The organism is Cellvibrio sp., assembly GCF_046347455.1.
Classification (GTDB): domain Bacteria; phylum Pseudomonadota; class Gammaproteobacteria; order Pseudomonadales; family Cellvibrionaceae; genus Cellvibrio.
Genome location: NZ_JAXMGC010000003.1, coordinates 169228 through 192004, shown reverse-complemented (window position 1 = coordinate 192004; position 22777 = coordinate 169228). Strand labels below are relative to the sequence as shown.

Below are 22777 nucleotides of genomic sequence, written 5' to 3'. Positions count from 1 at the left end.
GGGGCAGTGTATGACTGGTCAATTCATAACACAAATTTATCTTTTTTATAGTTTGCATTCCCAATAGGAATAGTTTAAAAATAAAACTATTACTATGTTTCGCTCAACTTACGTTCAGCCAACAGGCTGTAACTTAGCTCGCGCCGCCCACAAGGCTGACGCTTTATCGGTTAAGAATGGATACACAACATCTTCAAGCGTTTGTGGCAATTGCGGAGTGCGGCTCGTTTTCGGGTGCAGGTGAACGCTTACATCTCACCCAACCGGCGATCAGTAAACGAATTGCGCTTTTGGAAGACCAGATCAAAGCCAAGCTGTTTGATCGAGTGGGGCGGCAAGTGGTTCTCACCCAAGCGGGGAACTTATTGCTGAATAAGGCGACAAATATATTGAATGAGGTGACAGCCGCCCAACGCGAGATTGCAGATTTGCGGGGCGACATCACAGGAAAACTCAGCGTGGCAACGAGCCATCATCTAGGCTTGCATTACCTGCCACCTTATTTACGGGAATTTTCTACGCGTTACCCAGACGTAAAACTCGACTTACATTTTTTGGATTCTGAACATGCGTACCACGAAGTACTCCTCGGCCGATTCGATATCGCCATTATTACGCTTGCGCTCGAACAAGACCCGCGCATCAACAGCAACGAACTCTGGCAAGACCAGCTCCAATTCGTTGCGGCACCCACCCATGCACTTGCAACGCTGGCGAATCTTCGCCTGGCCGATTTAAGTCCGCATCAGGCCATAATGCCTGACATCAACACCTACACCACTCGCCTTATTAAGGATTTGTTTGACCGCGAGAACCAGCCGCTGGATATCACTATGGTGACCAACCATTTGGACACCATCAAAATGATGCTGAGCATTGGGCTGGGATGGGGCGTGCTGCCCAGCAGCATTATCGATGACCAATTAAAGGTTCTGGATGTAAGCCACCCACCGCTTACCCGTTCACTCGGTTGCATCTATCACAACCAACGCAGCCTATCCAACGCTGCCCGCGCATTTCTTGAGCAACTTAAAGCGCCAACACCAACTTTTACCTCTGCCTGAGTCGCAATTTCCTTTAAAAACAACTATTAACACCCATTTACCAGCTAGAATTACCAAGCGCTGATTAATTGGCGATTCGAAATATCCAAAGGAGATACCTTCATGAAAAAATTCGCACTTTTTGCTGCAATGTCTATGGCAGCGGCAACAACAGCTCAGGCCGACACCGTGTTCGGTATTTATGCCGGTCTAGGCTCTTGGGACACCAGTTACAGCGGTAACGCCGGTGAACCTAGCATTACCTTGAAGGATTTGGGGGTTAAAGATCATGCCAATAACTTCTATTACGTAGCGCTTGAGCACCCGGTTCCGCTACTCCCCAACATTAAGCTTGAACACACCGGAATCTCCTCCAAACAAACCGCTGTGGTATCGCAGTCGTTCGTTATCGACGGCACAACCTTCACCGCAAACGATACAGTTGCTTCAGAGTTCGACCTAACGCACACCGACGCGACCTTCTACTACGAAGTTCTCGATAACTGGATTAACTTCGACCTAGGTATCACTGCTCGTAAATTTGACGGTTTCGTATACGCTAAATCGTCAACTCAAACCGAAAAAGTAGATGTTGATCAAACATTGCCGTTGTTCTACGGGAAGCTTCAATTTGATTTGCCGTTTACTGGACTCTCAGCAGGGGTAGAGGGGAAATATATTAGCTATAGTGGTGATCGCTTGACCGATTACACCGCCCGCATTAGCTACCTTTTCGATTCTGCATTGGACATAGGTGTAGAAGCTGGCTACCGGAAAATGTCATTGAAGGTCGATGAAGATGATCTTCAGGCAAGCGTTGACTTGGATGGTCCCTACGCGGCATTGATCGCTCACTTCTAAACCAGATGTATCAGAAAGCTCTGCTCGTTATGCGAGCAGAGCTTTTTTGCTTTTAGGAGTTTGTATCTGCGATATACTGCGCGCCTTTAGTCCTCTTAAGCCCTCAGTTATGACGCCAATTGATTTGCTTATTAACGCCCGCTGGATTGTTCCTGTGGTGCCTGAAAATCGCATTCTCAAAGATTGCGCGATTGCCGTCCACCAAGGAAAAATTCTAGCCTTGCTTCCGCAAGAGGAAGCAGCCAAGCGGTACGCACCCACGCATACCGAAAACTTGCAGGATCACATAATCACTCCCGGATTAATTAACGCCCACGGCCATGCTGCTATGACGCTATTGCGCGGCTATGCAGACGACCAAGCACTCGATGAATGGTTAACCAAACACATTTGGCCCGCCGAAAAACAATGGGTTGACGAACACTTTGTTCGCGACGGTACCGAACTCGCTATTGCAGAAATGATTAAAAGCGGCACCACCTGTTTTGCCGATATGTATTTTTTTCCAGAGCAAGCTGCCCAAGCCGCACTTGACGCGCACATTCGTTGCCAAATTTATTTCACGATTTTCGATTTCCCCTGTGCGTGGGGCTCAGGGCCGGAAGAATATTTTTCCAAAGGACTCGCACTGCACGATACCTTTCGCAATAACGATTTAATTACCATCGGCTTCGGTCCACACGCCCCTTACACAGTGGGCGATGAAACTTTGAAAAAAGTCGCCGTGCTTGCGCAGGAAATGGATACACCAATTCATATTCACCTACACGAAACTGCGCAGGAAATTGAAGAATCGATTGCAAAATATGGGATGCGCCCTTCACAACGGCTAATGGATTTGGGGCTGTTATCACCGCTCACGCAATGCGCGCATATGACGCAGGTGGATGAAATAGACATTGCGATTTTGCAGCAAAGCGGCGCCCATATTATTCATTGCCCTGAATCCAATTTAAAATTGGCGAGTGGTTTTTGCCCGGTCGATAAATTGTTGAAAGCCGGCGTCAACGTTGCACTCGGCACCGATGGGGCTGCAAGCAATAACGATTTGGATTTGTTTAGTGAATTAAAAACCGCTGCGCTGCTTGCCAAAGCAGTGAGTGGAAACGCTTCTGCGTTGGATGCTCACAGCGCACTGCGCATGGCAACACTGAACGGCGCGAAAGCCTTGGGAATAGACGACAAAGTTGGCAGCCTGGAAGTGGGCAAACAAGCAGACCTTATTGCGGTGCACCTTGGCGAGCCAGATCTTCAACCTATACATAACCCCATATCACAACTCGTTTACACAAACGTTGGGCATCGCGTATCCCATGTTTGGGTGAATGGAAAATGTTTGATGCAAAACCGTGAGCTGTTAACGCTTAATGAGCGCGAACTCAAAAGCAAGGCTCGTCACTGGCAAGAAAAAATTCAAGCGAGAAATTAATTATGGCAAATGTCGATACCGCTGAAATTGCAAAATTTGAAGCTCTCGCCAGCCGTTGGTGGGACAAAAACAGCGAATTCAAACCGCTCCATGACATCAACCCTCTGCGCGCAAATTACATTGATCAGCGCTCACCTGTTGCACAACGTAAATTAATTGATGTGGGTTGCGGCGGAGGCATTCTCGCCGAATCGCTTGCGCAGCGCGGCGCAGATGTAACGGGCATCGATATGGGTGAAGCGCCTTTAAACGTCGCCCGCCTGCACGCATTAGAAGTTGGCGTGACCATGACTTACGAGCGCATCACCGCTGAAGAAAAAGCACAACAATGTTCGGGACAATTCGACATAGTGACTTGCATGGAAATGCTGGAACACGTTCCAGATCCATCCTCAGTCGTAAAAGCCTGTGCTGATTTAGTAAAACCTAATGGTGATGTTTACTTCTCCACAATCAACCGCAACCCCAAAGCTTATGCTTTTGCGATTTTGGGCGCTGAGTACATCTTAAAGATGCTGCCAAAAGGCACTCACGATTACGACAAATTTATTCGTCCATCCGAATTAGCTCAATGGTTACGCGCAGCGGGCTTGGAATTGCAAAACATTACAGGCATGACCTACAACCCTATTACAAAAAAATACAAATTTGATGCGAGTGATGTAAGCGTAAATTACTTGCTACACGCCAAAAAAGTGGTTCAGTAACTTATGATTAGTGGAAGAAAAATCCGTGCAGTTATGTTTGATCTGGACGGCACATTACTGGATACGGCACCTGATTTTGTCGCAGTAGTGAATCAATTATTGATCGAAAATGAATACGAAGAACTGGCAGAAGACGTTATTCGTGCATGTGTATCAAACGGTTCAAAGGCATTAGTAAAACTCGCCTTTCAAATTGAAGAGTCACACGAGCAATTCAATCAACTGCGCGAACGATTGTTAGAACTCTATACCCAACATATTGCGGTCTTTACAAAACCTTTTCCGGGCATAGAGCAGCTTTTGCAAAAACTGGCGTCACACAATATTGTGTGGGGCATTGCCACCAACAAACCAGCGGCCTACACAATTCCGTTAATGGAAGCCTTGGATATGCAACCGCCACCGGCAATTGTGATTTGCCCGGACCATGTGCAAGACAGCAAGCCACATCCTGAATCGCTATTCATGGCCGCTAAAGAGTTCGGTTGCGCTCCAGAAGAAATTATTTACGTTGGCGACCACCTTCGTGACATTCAGTGCGGCCAGCGCGCAGGAAGCATTACCATCGCCGCTGCCTATGGATACGTAGGCAACGAAGATATTGACGCGTGGCAAGCGGATTATCGCGTAGAACACGCAAATGAAATTTGGCCAATAGTACAAAAACATTTGTAATTGACTTAAATAAACAAAACTTATTTGCAGAACATTATTAGATGAAGATTCCAGAAAGTTTTACACCAGCAGCAAATTGCCTAGACGATAAAATCATTCTAGTTACTGGCGCAGGTGATGGCATAGGCCGCGTTGCAGCAAAAACCTTTGCTGCGCATGGCGCAACCGTCATTCTTGTTGGCCGCACTCTTCAAAAATTGGAAATGGTTTACGACGAAATAGAAGCTGCGGGTCACCCGCAAGCAGCGATTTACCCTATCGACTTTCAGGTTGCCAAGGAGCAATCTTTCATTGATATGTGCAATGCCATTGGTGAAGAGTTTGATCACCTCAATGGCATTCTTCATAACGCAGCCGATTTGGGACAGCGCACTCCAATAGCTAATTACGCTCCCGATGTTTGGATGCGTTTAATGCAAGTCAACGTGAACGCACCTTTCATGCTGACTCAAGCGGTGATGCCACTCTTAGAAAAAGCAAAAAATGCATCCATTGTTTTTACAGGATCAAGCGTAGGTTACAAAGGTCGTGCTTATTGGGGAGCTTACGCGGCATCAAAAGCTGCAGCCGAAAACCTAATGCAAACGCTGGCAGATGAGCTAGAAGAAACAACGCGCATACGAGCAAACAGTATTAACCCCGGCGCAACACGCACAAAAATGCGGGCGGGCGCTTATCCGGGTGAAGATCCAACTACCATTAAATCCCCGCAAGATTTAATGCGTGATTATTTGTACTTAATGAGTGAAGAATCTGTGGGCGTTAACGGCCAGCAATTTGAAAGCTCAGTGAAATAAAACGTAGACTGCGAGGCTTGGTAGCCTCGCAATTGAAGCATCAGTGAATATTATTCATTGCATAACCAATTATTAAAATTTGCGGCAAAGTAATTAGCGGCAAAAACAAAGAAATTTTCCACGATTTAGTAACCTCTTTTAACACTAAAATTTCTGTGTAGTCGGTAGATACGCCCGCCATCATAAAAGTAAACGCATTGCCCGGTGCATGCGCTCGAGTCAAAAGATCTGCAGCGATCGGAGTTGAGCCCTCCGAACACACCTCAATCACGGTCGCCGCAATCAGTGTAAACACAATTCCAATCAAGCTAGGGCCAAACCACTGCTGGAAAAACTCTGCACTGATAAATGTGCGAATTAGCGCCGCCAACACCACACCAAACAACAACCAACGCAGCACCATACGCGAGCCACTCATTCCTTCTTTCACAATGCTTTTTATAACTGCTGGAGACCATTCAATAGCCGCCCATTGCTTGCGCACCTCTGGCCAAAATTTGAAGTCTTCGCTTAAATCAAAACTGTTTGGATTTTCGGGTAATATTTTTTTTGTAACACACACATCAAAAATCCAGCCACTCACTAGAGCAATCAACATCGAAAAAATAATAAATGCCATAGTCCACTTAAACCCAATTAGCGCAAACATAATTAACGTAAGCGAAAACGAGTTCCACGGACTTGCAATAAGGAAAGCCATCACCTGCCCTAGGCTGGCGCCTTTTTGGTACAACTTTGTACCGACCATTAATATTCCATGACTGCATAAATCCAACAATACGCCCGCAGCGGTTGCTCGCCATAGACCATTCAACGTGCCTCCCTTACCCAACACAGACAATACAAACGTCTGCGGGATTTTTGCCAGCAGCCCCACAAAAATTAAACCGAGCAATACTCCCCACCACATAGTGTTCAACATTTCAAAAATGCTGTGCGAAAAATGTTGTAACAACTGCGGCAATAAATTTGGTACCAACAAGTGGGCCATGTAAAAAACAAAACATATCCCCAGCGATCCCCACAACAAATAATCCGTTTTTCGGCCATGCTCATGATCGGCATCGCAACAACTTGAGGCATGATGCGCCTGTGGCTTTTCGGTAGGCGTACAGCAAGACACTGAGTCACTGTTTGCGCTTGGAGCACCTGACGCGGCACTTGAGCGCGGACTCGTGTCGCAATGCGCATGGGTATTTTGAGATTCGTGCGCGCAACACGATTTCTGGCTTTCCGCTTTTTTGGATGATGCACCTGAACAACATTCGCTCATGATTATGACTCCACCAGCATGAAGGGCATTAAAGATGGTTTAGGTTGCGCCAAGGTTTCAATGATGCTGCACTCGGCAGATTCATCGCCCGCACATCCGTTAGCCATATCGGTTAGAACAGATTTAAGCGCCTGCAATTCCTGAAGCTGTGCCTCAATCTGATCGATTTTTTCCAACACCAGCTTTTTAACTTGCGAACAGCGGCGGTTCTCGTCGCGGTAAAGATCCAACAACTCCCGACACACATCCAAACTAAAGCCAACCGCTCTGGCCCGCTGCAAAAAACGCAGGTGTTCTACATCAACCGCTGAGTAATCTCGGTAATCGTTGCCTTGGATACGCCCTGGCTTTACCAGACCTATTTCCTCGTAATACCGCAGTGTCTTAACGGGTAAACCGCTTTGCGAGGCTGCTTGACCAATATTCATCGAAAACTCCAATCGAGTAAGTTAACAAATACATCATAAACCTTTCTGTAGCTGTAAGGTCAATGACATATTTTCTATGTTTTTTGCTTTGGATCATGGCTTCATAATGCTAACCAAGCTCATAATTGTGCTATTAGGCGACAAATAAACCTCACTATTTTGTTTGAATCAATGAAAATCCAAAAAATAAAATCCTTTAAAATCATAAACATAATAGATTTACTTGACAAAATAATTTAATAAACCACAATAAGTTAACACGACCAAGCAGCCAGAGCCGTATTATGGAATATCTTGATATTAATAACCCCGAGTGGTCGAAAATGTGGGACGAGGTCGCCGCATACAGAATGAACGCTGGTGACCACCTTTGCGTAAACCAAGGGCAATGTTGGGAATACATGGGCTCAACCATAGATCATCATCACTTCCGCCACGCTTGCCATCCAGCCACACAACGGGTTGAATATCTTTACATTGAACGAGCAAGGGCAGCCGTCGGCTGGGCGTAAATGATTAGATTTATAAAATTTGCATTTATTGGAGGAGCGGCAACGCTCCTTCAGTTTTTTTTGTTGGGGATTTTTGTCGAATTCTTTGGCATGGTGCCTACTTTGGCATCAGCTACTTCTTATTGCAGTTCTGCAATTTTTAATTATTTAGCTAACTATTATCTCACCTTCGGCAGCAACAGCAGTCACCAAAAGACTCTTCCGAAATTTATTGTGACCGTTGCGCTGGGCATGGCACTTAGCACTGCTCTGTTTTCGATATTTCACTATTTACTGGTAAATTATGTACTAGTGAACACATTCTTATTTAGCCGCGCTTATCTAATCGCGCAGCTCTTCGCCACCTTGCTCACACTTATCGTCAATTTTATGATGCATAAACTCTGGATATACCGGAAATAAACCAAAGAGACACCGTAAAAGCAATTCCATTTATTGTCGATTCGCTATCAACCAGCTTAGCAAGGATCTGGGTTTTGATGAAAAAAGTAGGTCTCGCAAAAGACAGCAACCAGCTATCAATTTATCTTTCAGCAACGATACTGGTTAATTTATTTTGTCTTTTTATTAACGGATACCCTGCTGATTTGGGCTACTGGGAAAACTGGTCGCACCAGCTGGAAAAAAATGGCTATTATCTTTTTAATGGCAACTACCCTCCGCTGTACATACACTGGCTTTATTTAGTTACCAAAATTCTTAACTACTTTAGCCTCCCTATCGAACCCAATGACCTTTGCAAATTCTTGTGGGAGTTACCAGTTTTAATTAGCCATTGCTTATTGGTTGCGATTGTTTATAAAAACTTGGAAAAGTTTAAAGCTACTCGCAGTGAAAGCTTGGGTCTTATGTTAATGACCGTATTCAATCCAGCCATTCTGATTGACGGTCCAATATGGGGGCAGGTAGATTTAATTCCGGTGGTAATTGCCATTTCAGCAGTACTACTGAATTTTTCACAAGGCTATGCAGTGCTAATGCTTCCCACTTTTACATTGGCGCTGCTTACTAAATTTCAAATGGTGTGCTTCCTACCCGTGATAGGTGTACTTTTCTTTCACAGAATTAAAACGCACCTTGTAGGAATAGTTATATCTGCATTGATTTTCTTGATCGTATTTTCACCTTTCATATACGTGCATTACTTTAAGGAAGCCTTTCAGGCTGCGTATATCGAAACCTTGGGACAATACCCCGTTATCACCATGAATGCCGCTAATTTATGGATTCTTTTAGTAGGCAACAATGCACCCGACAATATCGAGTTTCTTTCACACCTTAGCAAGTTTCTACCACAACAACTTACTTACCCCAAATACTTGGGTATGTTTTTTTATGCATCGATTTGCTTGGCGATTTTTATCCTAGGCATATCGGATCTTGTAAAAGCGAGAGGCAGTGCTACAGAAAATTTACTTTCAAAAAGCCTGTTACTTTCGCTGGTCAGCGCCATCTCGTTTTTTACACTCCTACCGGCAATGCATGAAAGATATCTTTTTCCTGCTGTTATTTGCGCACTTGTATATTCATCTATTACAAAAAAGCACTGGGTGTATGTTGTAGCGCTGAGCACCGTTTCTGCGTTGAACATGCTTATTATTTTGGGGATTAACGGCTCTGATATTTGGACCGGCTTGTCGCTACTGGTGACTATTTTATTTGCACTCAGCCTGCTTCATCTTTTTGCTGAGGACCAGGGCTATAACGCCGTAGTAGACCTAACAAAATCATTATTTAATAGCCCGCTTTCACCATTGATCGTTTTTGTTGCTGGCATTGGTTTAACATTTTCGTACCTTGTTGATCGTCATACTATTCGTAAGCCTACCGTTGCGAATAATCAAATGCTACTAACGAATCAACATCTTTTATCTGCAAGCCAAGGTTATGGCACCATACAATTTAATCGTAGTCTTGATGGAAAAACTCTTTCGGTAGGCAAAAGACGTTTTGCAGTGGGTATAGGCACTCACGCTTACTCCAGCATCGTTTTTCAATTACCAGCTAAGACTATTGGCTTTGAAGTCATTCCAGGAGTAGATGATGAAGTAAGCAGCACGGAACTTGGTTTTGAAATTTGGGAAGACGATAAGTTACGTTGGGCCTCTAAACCCTATTACGGATTTGAAAAAGCAGAAAAGGTTTACGTTAAACTTAATAAAGGCCACGAATTAAAGCTGATTGTGAAACCCAATGGAGAAAACGCTTGGGATCATGCTGACTGGATTAATCCCATAGTCACTTTAGAAAAATAACAATAGATAAATTAAGATGAGTGAGCTTGACCCTTAACTCCCACCCCATATTTCTGCCACTTACGCGCTTTCCATCGATAGTATTTGATAATTGCGCGTACGCCTTCATCTAAAACAGCCGCAATAAGCAAACCGAAAATTCCGAGCTGTAAAGGAATTGCTAGAACGTAAGCTAAGGGAACTGAAAATAGCCAAATTACCGCGATACTTGATACTGATGTAAACGCAGCATCTCCTGTGCAACGCAAGGCGCTACCGATAATAATATTGGTTGTGCGCATAGGCTCTGCTAAAAAACCTAGCAAAAACACCCAGAACCCAATCGCAATAACATCTGGGTCACTTGTAAACATTTTTAATATTGGCTGATTGAATAGCAACCAGAGCGATGCAAGTATCGTTGTACCAATTAACGACATAGTTAAACTTTGCTTGAGTTGTAGGTGCGCTAAATCAAACTCCTTTCGGCCAACTCTTTGTGCAATAATGGCTTCAGTTGCCATACTTAGTGCGATGGAAATCATCAAGCAAAACAAAAAAGTATTGTAAGTATAAATTTTCACTTTTAACGCAAGGTCGCTAACGCCTGCAGCGATCCAATTCAACACCATCATATATCCTTGAAACGACATGGGTTCCAGAATTGCAGGAGCTGCAATCATTAACACGGGGGCAATCAGTATCCCAAATTGAGCGAATGATGCCTTTATTGGAACGTGAATACGCAATTTGAAATGCACGGCACTCGCAACGAACAACAAGCTACAAAACGCTGCAGAAACACTAGCTAGTGCAACACCAGTCACACCAGTGGGAGGAAAGGAATGAAAACCATAAACAGCAATTACATTGCCGAACAGATTAACCGTGAAAAAAATAATGTTGCTAAAGGTATTCCACTTAGGGGCACCGTAAATATTTAGAATAGTTTGATAAATTAAGCGAAAACCCCAAAAACCAACCATCCAACCTATCAATGAAAGATATTCGACGGCGTACCCTTCAACCGCATTGCTTAAATTCATTGCACCTGCAACCACAGGCCCGCCGTAGTTCACACCCAAAATAGCAATTAGAGACAGCACAACTACAAATAAACTGTAAGCACCAATCGTTGCATTGCCACGTAGATAATCATTAGCACCTATACGTTGACCCGCGATGCTCGCGCCCGCGAACGCACTCACCTGCAAAAACGCATTAGCAACAAAAACCAAAGGAGTAACCGCTCCGACTGCCGCTGCGGCAGAGTCAGACACACGGCTTAAGAAATACATATCAACGAGAGGAATTGTGTAGGTGACCGCTTGATCAACAAACATGGGGGCACTCATGCCCCACAAGCCTTTATCTAATACGCGACTTTTCGGCGCAGATTTCATTGAAACTCCAAACCATCAAGCGGCCTCCCGCAATACAATGGCTGGAGGTGTTGTTAATACAGGTCGGCAACCTATCAACCCCAGAACGGCGACTAAGGCACAACCCAACACAGGGGATAAGAACCAAAACATAAAATGGGGCTGTAACGGAATTTTGAAAATAAACTTTTGTAAACTCAGCAGCAAAAATTCAGCGCCCAAGACTGCAACGGCACCCGCAAGAAAACCCATAATCGCAAATTCAATAAAAACACCGCCTAGAATTAACCGGCGTGATGCTCCCAAGGCACGAAGCAATCCAGCTTCTTGTTTACGACTTTCCAAGCTCCCCATTACAGCTGCCCATAATACTAAACATCCGCCCACTAGCGTTAATACGAGTACTAATTGCACACCGTCGGCCACTTGATCCATCACTTTGCGAATGCTTTCTAAAATACGATCAAACTCAATAAGCAAGACGCTGGGATGCTCACGCAATACCTTGTACAAAAAAGATTTATGATTAGCATCTAAATAAATGCTGCTCATGTAAGTGGGCGAAAATTGCTCCAGCGAACCCGGCTCAAAAATAAAAAAGAAATTAAGCCGCATAGATTTCCATTCAAGACTGCGAATGCTAGCGACTTCAACATCAAGCGTGAGCCCTCCGATGGAAAACTGGAGTTTATCGCCCAATTTTAAACCGAGATCCTTGGCGGTACCTTCTTCTACAGATACACCGGGTAGCTGATTTTCAGACCGTTTCCAAGTGTCCCACCACTTTCCTTCAACGATTTTATTTGATACTGGAACATCGGCGGTCCAAGTTAAATTCAACTCACGCTGAAGTGAATTATTTTTATTTCGCAACTCTTCGCTCGGCTTTTGTCCATTAATCGCTACTAGACGCCCTCTTACATTTGGCATCATCAAAACAGATTGGTTGATATTTTCTTCCAACAACTGCTGTAATGACTGTACATCCGACGCAGGTATGTTAGTTAAATAATGGTTTGGAGCATTTTCAGGAATTTGAATTTTCCATTCATTGATTAGCGATGTCCGCAAAATGGTGACGGTAAGCAACATCATCATGGCTATGGCAAAAACCAGAATTTTAACAATGCTTTGGCCAGAGTTTTTCTGAATAGAAGCAAACGCTAAACGCCAAGCACCACCGGCATTTACCAACCAACGTTTAGTGAGCTTCAACAAAATATAAGCAACCAACATGGTGATTAGGAATACCGCAAAGAGCGCAAGCGTAACCGTTAAGGCCAACTTTATATTCCGACTGTAGAGAGCGACTAAGACTATGATGGCAATTGTTGCAAAAGACGCTTGTAACCATAGCTGTGGACGGCTCACACTCATTTCTCTACGAAGAATTTTTAAGGGTGGAATTTTCGGCAAAAACCACAAGGCAGGAAGTGCGAAACAAATCAAACAAATAATGCCGCTGACAAAGCTCAGCAAAAATGGATATGAACCGGGTAACGCAAAGGTGGTGTCATAGAGCTTTTGTGCCCCAACCACAAGCAACATCTGAATACCGGAACCGATCAACAAACCAAAACAGGACGCGATTGCAGCTAATAAAAACAATTGTGTTAAGTACAAGCTCCGTACTCGATTTGCGCTAACACCAAGACTTTTCATCAAAGCTACTTGGTTTGTATGCCTATCAGAGAATTGCTTGGAAGCGATCGCGATGGCTACACCAGCTAGCAATACGGCAATAATAGCCGTTAAAAGCAAAAAGTTGTTGGCGACATCCAAGGTATTGGATAAGCGATCTTGCGTTGTTTGCAGAGTGACCACGCGTTGATGAGCGTTTAACTTTGGCTTTAATTCGTCCACAAACGTGTTGAGTGCGGCTTCATTATCTGACGCTAGGAGCCAGCGATATTTGACGTCGCTCCCCGGTTGAATCACATTAGCTTTAGGCAAATCTTTTATATTCATTACCAAACGAGCGCCAAAAGCGCTCAATGGATTTGTGCCGTCTGGCTCACGAATTAAAATGTGCGTAACCTTTAACTCATAGTCACCGACGGCAACCTTATCACCCAAGGTTAAATTTAACGCGCTAAATAAACGGGAGTCTACCCAAGCCTCGCCTTCTGGAGGAATTGAAGTCGCTACCCGAATCTCTGTAGATTTTAAGGTAAACGGAATCTCACTTATTTCAAATTGCCCACGTAAAGGGTATGCATCAGCAACCGCTTTTATGGACGACAACAGCATTTGATCGCCCGCATAAACTACCGACATAAATTCCACAGCTTGGGTATATTTAATACCCGCTTTATTAGCAGCTGTTTCCCAATCAGGTGAATGCGGTTGACTACCCGCAATAACTCTATCAGCTCCTAGAACACTGTTGCTTTGCACAATCAGTGTTGCGTTAAGACGATCGGTAAAAATCGCAATTGCGCCAAGCACGGCAACTGCAAGCACCAGCGAAACACCAAGAAGTTTTAATTCCCCGCTTCGCCAATTACGCAGCAAGAGTTTAAAGGCCAGCATAATCAAATATCCTTCGCAGAGATAATTTCGCCTGCAGACAGTTCTATGCGGCGTTGGCATAGAGACGCCAAGCGTTCTTCATGCGTAATCAAAATCAGTGTTGTACCTTGCTCGCGATTTAGCTCAAACAGTAAATCAATAATTTTTTCGCCTGTGTGACTATCCAAGTTACCGGTAGGCTCATCGGCAAATAAGGTTTTAGGTTGGCTAGCAAATGCGCGCGCAATTGCAACACGTTGCTGCTCACCACCAGACAATTGTTGGGGATAGTGTTGCATACGCTTTTCCAAGCCTACGTGCCGTAAAAATTTCATTGCTAGCGTTTTAGCTTGCTTATCACCGCGCAATTCGAGCGGTAACATGACATTCTCCAGCGCAGTTAAACCTGGTAGTAATTGAAACGACTGAAAAATAAAACCCACATTTTCAGCACGCACTTGCGCGCGCCCTTCTTCGTCAAGATCTGTTAAGCAATGTCCATTGAGATAAACTTCTCCGGACGAGGGTATATCTAATCCCGCTAAAATTCCCAACAAAGTCGATTTACCTGAGCCAGATGCTCCTGTTATAGCTAATGATTCTCCAGCCATCACCTGCAGCGATATGGGCCGAAGAATATCTAAGGCTCCTTCTTGTGTGGCAACCGATTTAGTAATAGTGCGCACATCGAGCATTAATGCAGAAGACATAAAAGAATCTCAGGATGGTAATCTTTAAAAAAAACACATGGAACACAATAACTAAGTTTGAACTAAACCTGCGTTAAGATATGGAGATAGTGAGACTAAAAAACAATATCTCCTTACAGAACAATCTAAGACGATGACGAGCCCTACTTGGTTGCAGCTGGGGATAAATTTTTATTTATCGCCCCCATGTATCAATCTAGGCATAATCGTCGTATCGAGATGTTACGTATGATTCAAAATGCCAGATTAAGAGGATGTTTTCCCATGACTTTTGTCAGAATTTTATTCTTCGCATTACTCAGCCTTACCGCCCAAGTCACGCTTGCAGCACAACAGACATTGTTGGTAATGGGCGACAGTCTGAGTGCGGGTTATGGCATCAAATTAGAAGAAAGCTGGGTAAGCCTGATGCAAAAAGAGCTGGTGAAAAAGCAAGTAAAGATTATTAACGCAAGCGTTAGCGGCGAAACCACCAGTGGCGGTTTAACGCGGTTACCGAGTTTACTTAACCAACATAAACCAGACATTGTGATCATTGAATTGGGTGGCAATGACGGCTTGCGTGGGCAACCCATCAAACTTATGAAAGATAATTTGCAAACAATGATTAAACTCAGCCAAGAAAGTGGAGCAACGGTTGTACTTGCAGGAATGCAAATCCCCAAAAATTATGGTGCACGCTATACCACTCAATTTAAAGAATCCTACAAGCAACTTGCTGAGGACAACAAGATAACGCTCATTCCTTTTTTACTGGAAGGCGTAGCGACACACAGTGAACTCATACAAAACGATGGCATACATCCTACCGCTGCAGCACAACCTTTAATTGTGAAAAATGTGTTGCCTGTAATATTACCGCTGCTTCGTTAGGTGTTGCGCAAAGAAGCGGTTAGGCAACCGCTTCCATGTATTCAACCATCAGTTGAATATTTTTATTGCCGCGAAATTCATTAATATCCAAACGGTAGGCCATTTTAATTTTTTTAGCTTGCTGGTTTGGCCAGAGTGTTGAATCAATGTTAAAAGCAATTGCATCAACCAATTGCTGACCTTGCGCATCCAAAGCTAGCGTCATTTTTAAATGTTTTTCGCCGAGCAATTTTTGTTGCACCAGAAAGAACTCACCATCAAACGCAGGCTCAGGGAAATGCTGGCCCCAAGGACCAGCTTCCCGTAATTGTTGCGCAATGCTTAAGTTAAAATCCTGAGCACTCAGCTCACCATCACTCAACACCAACGCAGATAAATCATCTTGCGTTAATTGCCGACGAACTTCTTCATCAAACGCCTTAGCAAACGCTGGGAAATTTTCACGTATTAAGCTCATTCCCGCCGCCATGGCATGGCCGCCAAACTTCTGTAAAAGATGAGGATGACGCGCCGCAATCGCATCTAAGGCATCTCGAATATGGAAGCCCTGAATAGAGCGAGCAGAACCTTTTATCTGGCCGTCTCCAACATCAGCAAACACAATTGTCGGCCGATGGTATTTGTCTTTAATTCGTGACGCCAATATGCCAATCACACCTTGATGCCATGTTTCATCAAATAAACATACACCCCATGGCAGGGCATTTTCATCAGCGGCTAAAACCTTCTGCAGCATTGTCATTGCTTCTTGCTGCATACCTGTTTCGATGGCTTTTCTATCTTTATTCAAATCGTCCATTTGCATAGCCATTTCGCGAGCGAGCGATTCGCTTTCGCAAATAAGACACTGAATGCCGAGCGACATGTCATCCAAACGTCCTGCTGCATTCAAACGAGGGCCAAGAGCAAAACCAAAATCGCTGGCAACAACTTTATGCATTTGCTTTCCCGCGACTTCTAGCAAGGCATTTATGCCCGGCCTGCCCACGCCCGCACGAATGCGTTGCAACCCTTGAGAAACAAGAATACGGTTGTTGTGATCAAGCGGTACTACGTCTGCAACAGTACCCAACGCCACTAAATCTAAAAAGCTCGCCATGTTTGGCTCATCGATTCCACTTTCAGCGAACCAACCCATTTGGCGTAGCTCCGCGCGCAAAGCGTTCATTACATAGAAAATCACACCAACACCCGCGAGGTTTTTGCTCGGGAATTCACAACCTGGTTGATTGGGATTCACAATCGCATCAGCCTCAGGCAGTTCACTACCGGGTAAATGGTGATCTGTAACAATCACTGCAATTCCCAACTCTCGCGCAGCACGCACACCTTCAATACTGGAAATACCGTTGTCTACCGTGATGATGACATCGGGTTCTTGCGCAGCAGCAACGGCAACAATTTCTGGCGTAAGACCGTAGCCGTATTCGAAACGATTAGGCACTAAAAAATCGACGTTACTCAAACCCATTGCACGTAAAGCTAAAACAGCAAGCGCGCTGCTTGTTGCGCCATCTGCATCGAAATCGCCAACGATAATAATTTTTGCGCCGGCAACAACGGCATCAGCCAAAATACTTACAGCTTCTTGCAGACCTTTGAAATTAGGTTTGTGCAATTGCGCGAGCTGATATTGCAATTCTTGCGAATTTTGAATACCACGTGCGCTATAGATTCGTTGCAGCAACGGATGAAGTGATTGATCGAGTTGGGCAAATTGTTCGATTGAACGGCGTTTTATGATTTTTTGCATGACTTTTTACCCCTCTCCCCTGCCCTCTCCCGCAAGGGAAGAGGGGAAGAGTGTATCGCTGAAATTAGAAAATAATTAATAAAACATTGTATGCGCAATAGAACAGAAAAGTCGAAATCTCGCGGGATTTAGTCCCCTCTCCCATTGCGGGAGAGGGTTAGGGAGAGGGGGAATTCAATTCACGAAAAATAGCTTCCAACACATCATCAAAACAATTATCGACTTCAGAGTTCCAGAACCTAATTACACGAAAGTCTTGAGACTTCAACCATGCATCACGACCTAAATCATAGATTTGCTGATCACTGTGTTGACCACCATCCAGCTCAACAATCAAACGACGCTCAAAGCAAACAAAATCTACAATAAATTTACCGATAGGAACCTGACGACGAAATTTGAAAGCAAAAAACCTTTTAGCTCTTAGCTGAGCCCAGAGTTTAATCTCATGCCTCGTTTGAGTTTTGCGCAAATCTTTAGCGCGCAGAGCAATCCATGCTCGCGGTTCATCCATGACAAACACCTCACATTATTTTCTTACGTTAGCCGTAATAAATTCCTGAACCTTTTTAAGCTCTTGTGGCAACACGGTGTAACGCTCTTCGCGCTCAAACAAATCTTTCATGTGATGTGGCAGAGCTGGATCTTCGTCTTGCCCCGCTTTACGCACAGCTTCCGGGAATTTAGCCGGATGCGCTGTAGCCAAGCACACCATAGGAATATCCTGACGGCGTCGAGTTTTGCGCGCTGCTTCAACACCAATTGCGGTATGCGGATCAAGCAAGTACTCGGTGTTTTCAAATACATCGCGAATTACGTCGATAGTCACATCATCGCTTACGCCGTAACTGGTAAACAATTCACGGGCACGAGAGAGTGCAGATTCTTTAAGAACCATCGCTCCGGATTTGAAATCTTCCATCAATTGACGGATTGCACTGCCGTCGCGATCGTACAAATCAAACAACATACGTTCAAAGTTGCTCGATACCATAATGTCCATACTGGGTGACAAGGTGTGTTGCAATTGATTCTTGCTGTGATCGTTACTGCTAATGCAGCGATGCAAAATGTCGTTGCTGTTTGTAGCAATGACTAATTGGTCAACAGGTAAACCCATTTTCTTGGCCAGATAACCCGCAAAAATATCACCAAAATTACCAGTTGGAACCGAGAAAGCGATTGGACGATGTGGCGCACCCAGCGCCAAACCTGCGTAAAAGTAGTAAACGATTTGCGCCATGATGCGCGCCCAGTTAATCGAGTTTACTGCAACCAGTTGGCGCCCCTCTGGCAAGAAAGATTGATCACCGAAACTCGCTTTCACCATGTTTTGGCAATCATCGAAGTTACCTTCGAGCGCGATATTAAATACATTTGGTGCAAGCACAGTGGTCATTTGGCGACGCTGAACTTCTGACACGCGATTGTTCGGGTGCATGATAAAAATATCGATGTTGTCGCAACGGCGGCAACCTTCAATCGCAGCAGAACCTGTATCGCCAGAAGTTGCGCCCATCACAACCACTTTTTGATTGCGCTTCTTCAACAAGTGATCAAGCAAGTGCCCCAAGAATTGCAGCGCAAAATCTTTAAACGCCAAAGTGGGGCCCTGAAACAATTCCAAAATCCACTCGTTGTGTGCCGTTTGCACGAGCGGTGCAATTGCATCGTGACGGAAGCTTGCATAAGCGTCGGCAATAATTTTTTTGAAATCAGCATCGCTAATTGCGCCAGCAACAAATGGCTTCATAACATTGAAAGCCAAATCCTGATACGACAGACCAGCCCAGGATGCAATTTCTTCTTTTGAAAAAGTTGGCAAGGTTTCGGGAACATACAAACCGCCGTCAGGCGCGAGGCCAGTTAAAACTACTTCTTCAAAAGAAAGCGCTGGCGCTATGCCGCGAGTACTGATGTATTTCACTTTATTAACCTTTACGAAATTTCAAAAATTAAGATTTGGCGCAATTTACTTTAGAGATTCGACACGAATACGAATCACTGGAGCAGAAATAGAATCCAGTGATTCAATTTTGCTAATTGCCGCAATCATTTTCTTTTCTTGCACACGATTGGTGAGCAATATCAGCGGCACAGTCGACTCACCTTCTTTCGCTTCTTTCTGAATCATGGCTTCAATACTGATGCCTGAATCACTCAAAATCGTAGCGACTTTTGACAAAACACCGGGCTTGTCTTGCGCAGACATACGCAAGTAGTAAGCGGTTTCAATGTCATCCATTGAGAGGTGTTGTTGTTCGGTGACAAACTCATCCTGGAACCCAAGATAAGGAACACGATGCGCTGGGTCTGCAAGCAAAGTACGCGCAACATCAACAATGTCGCCCACCACAGAAGAGCCCGTTGGCTCAGCGCCTGCACCAGCACCGTAATAAAGAGTGGGGCCCACAGCATCGCCTTTCACCAACACCGCGTTCATCACGCCATCGACGTTTGCAATTAAACGTTTTTCTGGAATCAAGGTTGGATTAACGTGCAATTCAATACCACCCGCTGAACGACGGGCAATACCTAAATGTTTAATGCGGTAACCCAGCTCTTCGGCATAATTTACATCTTCAGTTGAAATTTTGGTGATGCCTTCGGTAAAAACTTTTTTCACATCCAGCGGAATACCAAACGCCAAGGATGCCAAGATCACCAACTTATGGGCAGCATCAATACCTTCAACGTCGAACGTAGGATCAGCTTCGGCATAACCGAGCTCTTGCGCTTCTTTAAGTACATCTTCGAATGTGCGACCTTTATCGCGCATTTCAGTCAAAATGAAGTTGGTGGTGCCGTTGATAATACCGGCCAGCCACTCAATGCTATTCGCCGCCAAACCTTCGCGGATGGATTTGATAATTGGGATACCGCCTGCAACTGCAGCTTCAAAGGCAACTGTTACGCCTTTAGCTTTGGCCGCTGCGAAAATCTCATCGCCGTGGTGAGCAATCAGTGCCTTGTTAGCGGTGACAATGTGCTTGCCGTTGGCGATAGCGGTTAATACCAAATCCTTCGCCACTGTGGTGCCGCCAATTAACTCAACCAATACATCTACTGCTGGGTTGTTAGCCACTTCGAAAATATCACGCGTTACCGCGTAGCCGGAGGTATCCACTTTTGGATTGTCACGACGCGCACCAATTTGCACAATGGAGACATTGCAACCTGAACGAGCATCAATCAGGCTCTTGTTGCGTTTGAGGATGTTTACAGTGCCGCTGGCGACAGTTCCAAGGCCGCAAATGCCCACGTTGACCGTGCGCGTAGATTTGACTGAACTCAAGTGAATTCCCCTAAGCAAGAAGCAGATTAAAAAAGGAAAGGAACACGAACTTTAATGCCGACTTTCAAAAAAGACGGCCACCATACTCACGGAAGTCAGGGCTGTCAATGTGCCAGCCCTGCGGAAAAGCGAAGTTCTAAGGAAAAAGGAAAATCACAAAATTCCCAGCTCTTTAGCGAGCTGTTTGGGCGGTAAATAACCCAAGCGGATATTGCCGTCAGGCATCCAAAGCGCAGGAGTTGCATTCACCCCCAAACTCACGCCCAAATTGAATTCGGCTTCCACTGGATTGGTGCAGGTAGCCGCAGGTACGTCATAACCTTCCTTGATCTTGGTTAGCGTGCCCTGCTTGTCCTTCGAACACCACGCCGTTACAAGCCTATCGGCTGATGGGCTGGGAATACCCGCTCGAGGGAAAGCCAAATAACGAATCTCAATACCCAGCTTGTTGTAGTCCGCCATTTCACTGTTTAACTTACGGCAGTAACCACAATCCACATCGGTAAACACATAAACAACCGCTTTCGTAGCCGCAGGCTTAAAGATAATCGCATCTTTGGGATTAACAGTTGCGAGCATTTTTTTGCGCTCCGCAACCAAGGCAGGATCTTCCCATTTGGTGTAACCAGCCGCCGTCACATTAAAGATATCCCCTTGGATAAATCTGCTGCCATCGGCAGTTACTAGCAAATCACTCCCACCCACTGTGACCAAATACAGCCCTTCAATTGGCGATGGACGGACAGACGTAATTTTGTACTGAGGAATGGCTTGTGAAATCTTGGCGGTAATCACGGCTTCCGGTGTTGGGCGCTTGATGAGATTACCCGGCGCATCAGCAGCCAAGGCAGCACCCGCGCAGCAAAAAGCCGCAAAACCAAGCCAAGCAGATAGGCGTTTAACAAACATAACTAACTCCAACAATAATTAACCGCGAGGATGATGCGCAGCGTGCTGTGCTTTCATTCGCGTACGTGCGATATGGGTGTAAATCTGTGTTGTTGATAAATCACTATGCCCTAGGAGTAACTGTACCACCCGCAAATCGGCTCCATGATTCAAGAGATGGGTTGCAAACGCATGTCGCAGCGTGTGCGGTGATAAAGGCTTATCAATACCTGCCACTGTAGCCCAATGTTTGATGCGATGCCAAAAAGTTTGTCGTGTCATGGCCTGCGCACGTGTACTCGGAAATACTACTTCATCAGGCAGATTATTCAGCAAAAAAGGTCTCGCCTCACGAAAATATTTCTCCAACCAGGCCGCCGCTTCTTCGCCCATGGGAATCAAACGCTCCTTACTGCCCTTCCCCATAACCCGAATAACATTTTGTCGTAAATTGATTTGCGGCATAGTCAGGGTTACCAATTCAGTGACGCGCAGACCGCACGCGTAGAGAACCTCTAACATAGTGCGATCCCGCAAACCTACAGGATCATCCAGATCAGGCGCGCCCAACAAGGCTTCGACATCAGCTTCGGTTAAAGATTTCGGAAGGGAGCGAGGTAATTTCGGGCTTTCGATCAAAGCCATGGGGTTTTCTTGCAAAACACCTTCGCGCAACTGATGGCGATAAAACCCCCTCATACACGATAGAAAACGAGCACTGGAACGACTCTGGAGCTTTTGTTCCAATCGGTACGCAAGGTATAACTGTAAATCGGCCGAGGAAACAGCCAGCAAATTTTTTCCATGAACGGAAAGCCATTGCGCAAACAAAGTTAAATCTGTTTTATAGGAATCGAGCGAGTTTTTACTCAGGCCTTTTTCCATCCAGATTGCGTCAAGGTAAAGCGCTATGACGCTTTCCTCCTGAGGAGATAAGGCCTGCATTGCAGTTACATCATGGCTCATTGAACGATCCAAGTTTTCAAAACCTACAAAACAAAAAAGCCAGAGCAGTTACCTGCTCTGGCTTTCGCGGTAATAGCAAGCTGCTATTAAACCAATTTTTCCTTAATACGTGCAGCCTTACCAGTAAGGTCACGCAAGTAGTACAACTTAGCTTGACGCACATCACCACGACGCTTCAAGGTGATGCTCTCGATTTGGCGAGAGTGAGTTTGGAAAGTACGCTCAACACCTACACCGTGAGAAATTTTGCGCACGGTGAAAGCAGAGTTCAAACCACGGTTACGGATAGCAATTACAACGCCTTCAAAAGCCTGTGAACGCACGCGATCACCTTCTTTTACTTGCACTTGAACTATAACGGTATCGCCTGGTGAAAACTCGGTAACGTTAGCTTTCAATTGTTCAGCTTCGAGAGCCTGAATAATTTTGTTAGTCATTGA

Annotated in this window: 21 protein-coding genes; 9 read left to right on the top strand and 12 right to left on the bottom strand. The window is 45.0% G+C overall.

Annotated features, from left to right (window positions below; translation table 11 throughout):
- Nucleotides 1–176 precede the first annotated feature (176 nt).
- From U1F02_RS07370 to U1F02_RS07345, 6 genes are all read left to right on the top strand, one after another.
- On the top strand, nt 177–1064 hold the full coding sequence (locus U1F02_RS07370) for a LysR family transcriptional regulator (RefSeq protein ID WP_409989727.1): 888 nt from the start codon (nt 177–179) through the stop codon (nt 1062–1064).
- A gap of 102 nt (nt 1065–1166) precedes the next feature.
- Complete coding sequence (locus tag U1F02_RS07365; RefSeq protein WP_409989726.1) at nt 1167–1904, top strand: TIGR04219 family outer membrane beta-barrel protein; 738 nt, start codon at nt 1167–1169, stop codon at nt 1902–1904.
- A 109-nt stretch (nt 1905–2013) separates the two neighbouring features.
- Nucleotides 2014–3333, top strand: a complete 1320-nt coding sequence (locus U1F02_RS07360; RefSeq protein WP_409989725.1) for a TRZ/ATZ family hydrolase — start codon at nt 2014–2016, stop codon at nt 3331–3333.
- 2 nt (nt 3334–3335) lie between these two features.
- Nucleotides 3336–4040 carry a bifunctional 2-polyprenyl-6-hydroxyphenol methylase/3-demethylubiquinol 3-O-methyltransferase UbiG gene (ubiG, locus tag U1F02_RS07355; RefSeq protein WP_409989724.1) on the top strand — a complete coding sequence of 235 codons (705 nt, stop codon included), beginning with the start codon at nt 3336–3338 and terminating at the stop codon, nt 4038–4040.
- Between the two features lie 3 nt (nt 4041–4043).
- A complete protein-coding gene (locus U1F02_RS07350) occupies nt 4044–4715 on the top strand; it encodes an HAD family hydrolase (protein ID WP_409989723.1) in 672 nt (223 codons plus the stop codon).
- 41 nt (nt 4716–4756) lie between these two features.
- Nucleotides 4757–5512 (top strand): YciK family oxidoreductase, encoded by a 756-nt coding sequence (locus tag U1F02_RS07345; RefSeq protein WP_409989722.1) that lies wholly within the window; start codon nt 4757–4759, stop codon nt 5510–5512.
- A 40-nt stretch (nt 5513–5552) separates the two neighbouring features.
- Here the strand turns inward: U1F02_RS07345 and U1F02_RS07340 are convergent, their stop codons facing one another.
- A complete protein-coding gene (locus U1F02_RS07340) occupies nt 5553–6785 on the bottom strand; it encodes a permease (protein WP_409989721.1) in 1233 nt (410 codons plus the stop codon).
- A gap of 2 nt (nt 6786–6787) precedes the next feature.
- A complete protein-coding gene (locus U1F02_RS07335; RefSeq protein ID WP_409989720.1) occupies nt 6788–7213 on the bottom strand; it encodes a MerR family DNA-binding protein in 426 nt (141 codons plus the stop codon).
- Nucleotides 7214–7725: 512 nt separating this feature from the next.
- Here U1F02_RS07335 and U1F02_RS07330 point away from each other — a divergent pair.
- Entirely contained in the window at nt 7726–8127 is a 402-nt protein-coding gene (locus U1F02_RS07330; protein WP_409989719.1) for a GtrA family protein, read from the top strand.
- 77 nt (nt 8128–8204) lie between these two features.
- Nucleotides 8205–9980 carry an NPCBM/NEW2 domain-containing protein gene (locus U1F02_RS07325; RefSeq protein WP_409989935.1) on the top strand — a complete coding sequence of 592 codons (1776 nt, stop codon included), beginning with the start codon at nt 8205–8207 and terminating at the stop codon, nt 9978–9980.
- Nucleotides 9981–9991: 11 nt separating this feature from the next.
- On the opposite strand, the gene U1F02_RS07320 is transcribed toward U1F02_RS07325, so the two are convergent.
- From U1F02_RS07320 to U1F02_RS07310, 3 genes are read right to left on the bottom strand one after another with little or no spacing between them, the layout of a single operon-like run.
- Nucleotides 9992–11362 (bottom strand): MATE family efflux transporter, encoded by a 1371-nt coding sequence (locus U1F02_RS07320; protein WP_409989718.1) that lies wholly within the window; start codon nt 11360–11362, stop codon nt 9992–9994.
- A gap of 15 nt (nt 11363–11377) precedes the next feature.
- Nucleotides 11378–13873 (bottom strand): ABC transporter permease, encoded by a 2496-nt coding sequence (locus U1F02_RS07315; RefSeq protein ID WP_409989717.1) that lies wholly within the window; start codon nt 13871–13873, stop codon nt 11378–11380.
- Between the two features lie 2 nt (nt 13874–13875).
- Nucleotides 13876–14562: an ABC transporter ATP-binding protein gene (locus U1F02_RS07310; protein ID WP_409989716.1), complete on the bottom strand. Its 687-nt coding sequence runs from the start codon at nt 14560–14562 to the stop codon at nt 13876–13878.
- A 264-nt stretch (nt 14563–14826) separates the two neighbouring features.
- Between U1F02_RS07310 and U1F02_RS07305 the strand changes: the two genes are divergently transcribed.
- Complete coding sequence (locus tag U1F02_RS07305; RefSeq protein ID WP_409989715.1) at nt 14827–15435, top strand: arylesterase; 609 nt, start codon at nt 14827–14829, stop codon at nt 15433–15435.
- Nucleotides 15436–15454: 19 nt separating this feature from the next.
- Here U1F02_RS07305 and recJ read toward each other — a convergent pair whose 3' ends face one another.
- From recJ to rplS, 7 genes are all read right to left on the bottom strand, one after another.
- Entirely contained in the window at nt 15455–17188 is a 1734-nt protein-coding gene (gene recJ / locus U1F02_RS07300; protein ID WP_409989714.1) for a single-stranded-DNA-specific exonuclease RecJ, read from the bottom strand.
- 157 nt (nt 17189–17345) lie between these two features.
- Nucleotides 17346–17702 (bottom strand): endonuclease domain-containing protein, encoded by a 357-nt coding sequence (locus U1F02_RS07295; RefSeq protein ID WP_409989713.1) that lies wholly within the window; start codon nt 17700–17702, stop codon nt 17346–17348.
- A gap of 15 nt (nt 17703–17717) precedes the next feature.
- Nucleotides 17718–19115, bottom strand: coding sequence for a threonine synthase (thrC, locus tag U1F02_RS07290; protein WP_409989712.1), 1398 nt, complete (start codon nt 19113–19115; stop codon nt 17718–17720).
- Between the two features lie 45 nt (nt 19116–19160).
- A complete protein-coding gene (locus tag U1F02_RS07285) occupies nt 19161–20483 on the bottom strand; it encodes a homoserine dehydrogenase (RefSeq protein WP_409989711.1) in 1323 nt (440 codons plus the stop codon).
- A 153-nt stretch (nt 20484–20636) separates the two neighbouring features.
- Nucleotides 20637–21392, bottom strand: a complete 756-nt coding sequence (locus U1F02_RS07280) for a thioredoxin fold domain-containing protein (RefSeq protein ID WP_409989710.1) — start codon at nt 21390–21392, stop codon at nt 20637–20639.
- An 18-nt stretch (nt 21393–21410) separates the two neighbouring features.
- Nucleotides 21411–22337, bottom strand: coding sequence for a site-specific tyrosine recombinase XerD (gene xerD / locus U1F02_RS07275; RefSeq protein WP_409989709.1), 927 nt, complete (start codon nt 22335–22337; stop codon nt 21411–21413).
- An 86-nt stretch (nt 22338–22423) separates the two neighbouring features.
- Nucleotides 22424–22774, bottom strand: a complete 351-nt coding sequence (rplS, locus tag U1F02_RS07270; protein WP_409989708.1) for a 50S ribosomal protein L19 — start codon at nt 22772–22774, stop codon at nt 22424–22426.
- Nucleotides 22775–22777: the final 3 nt, after the last annotated feature.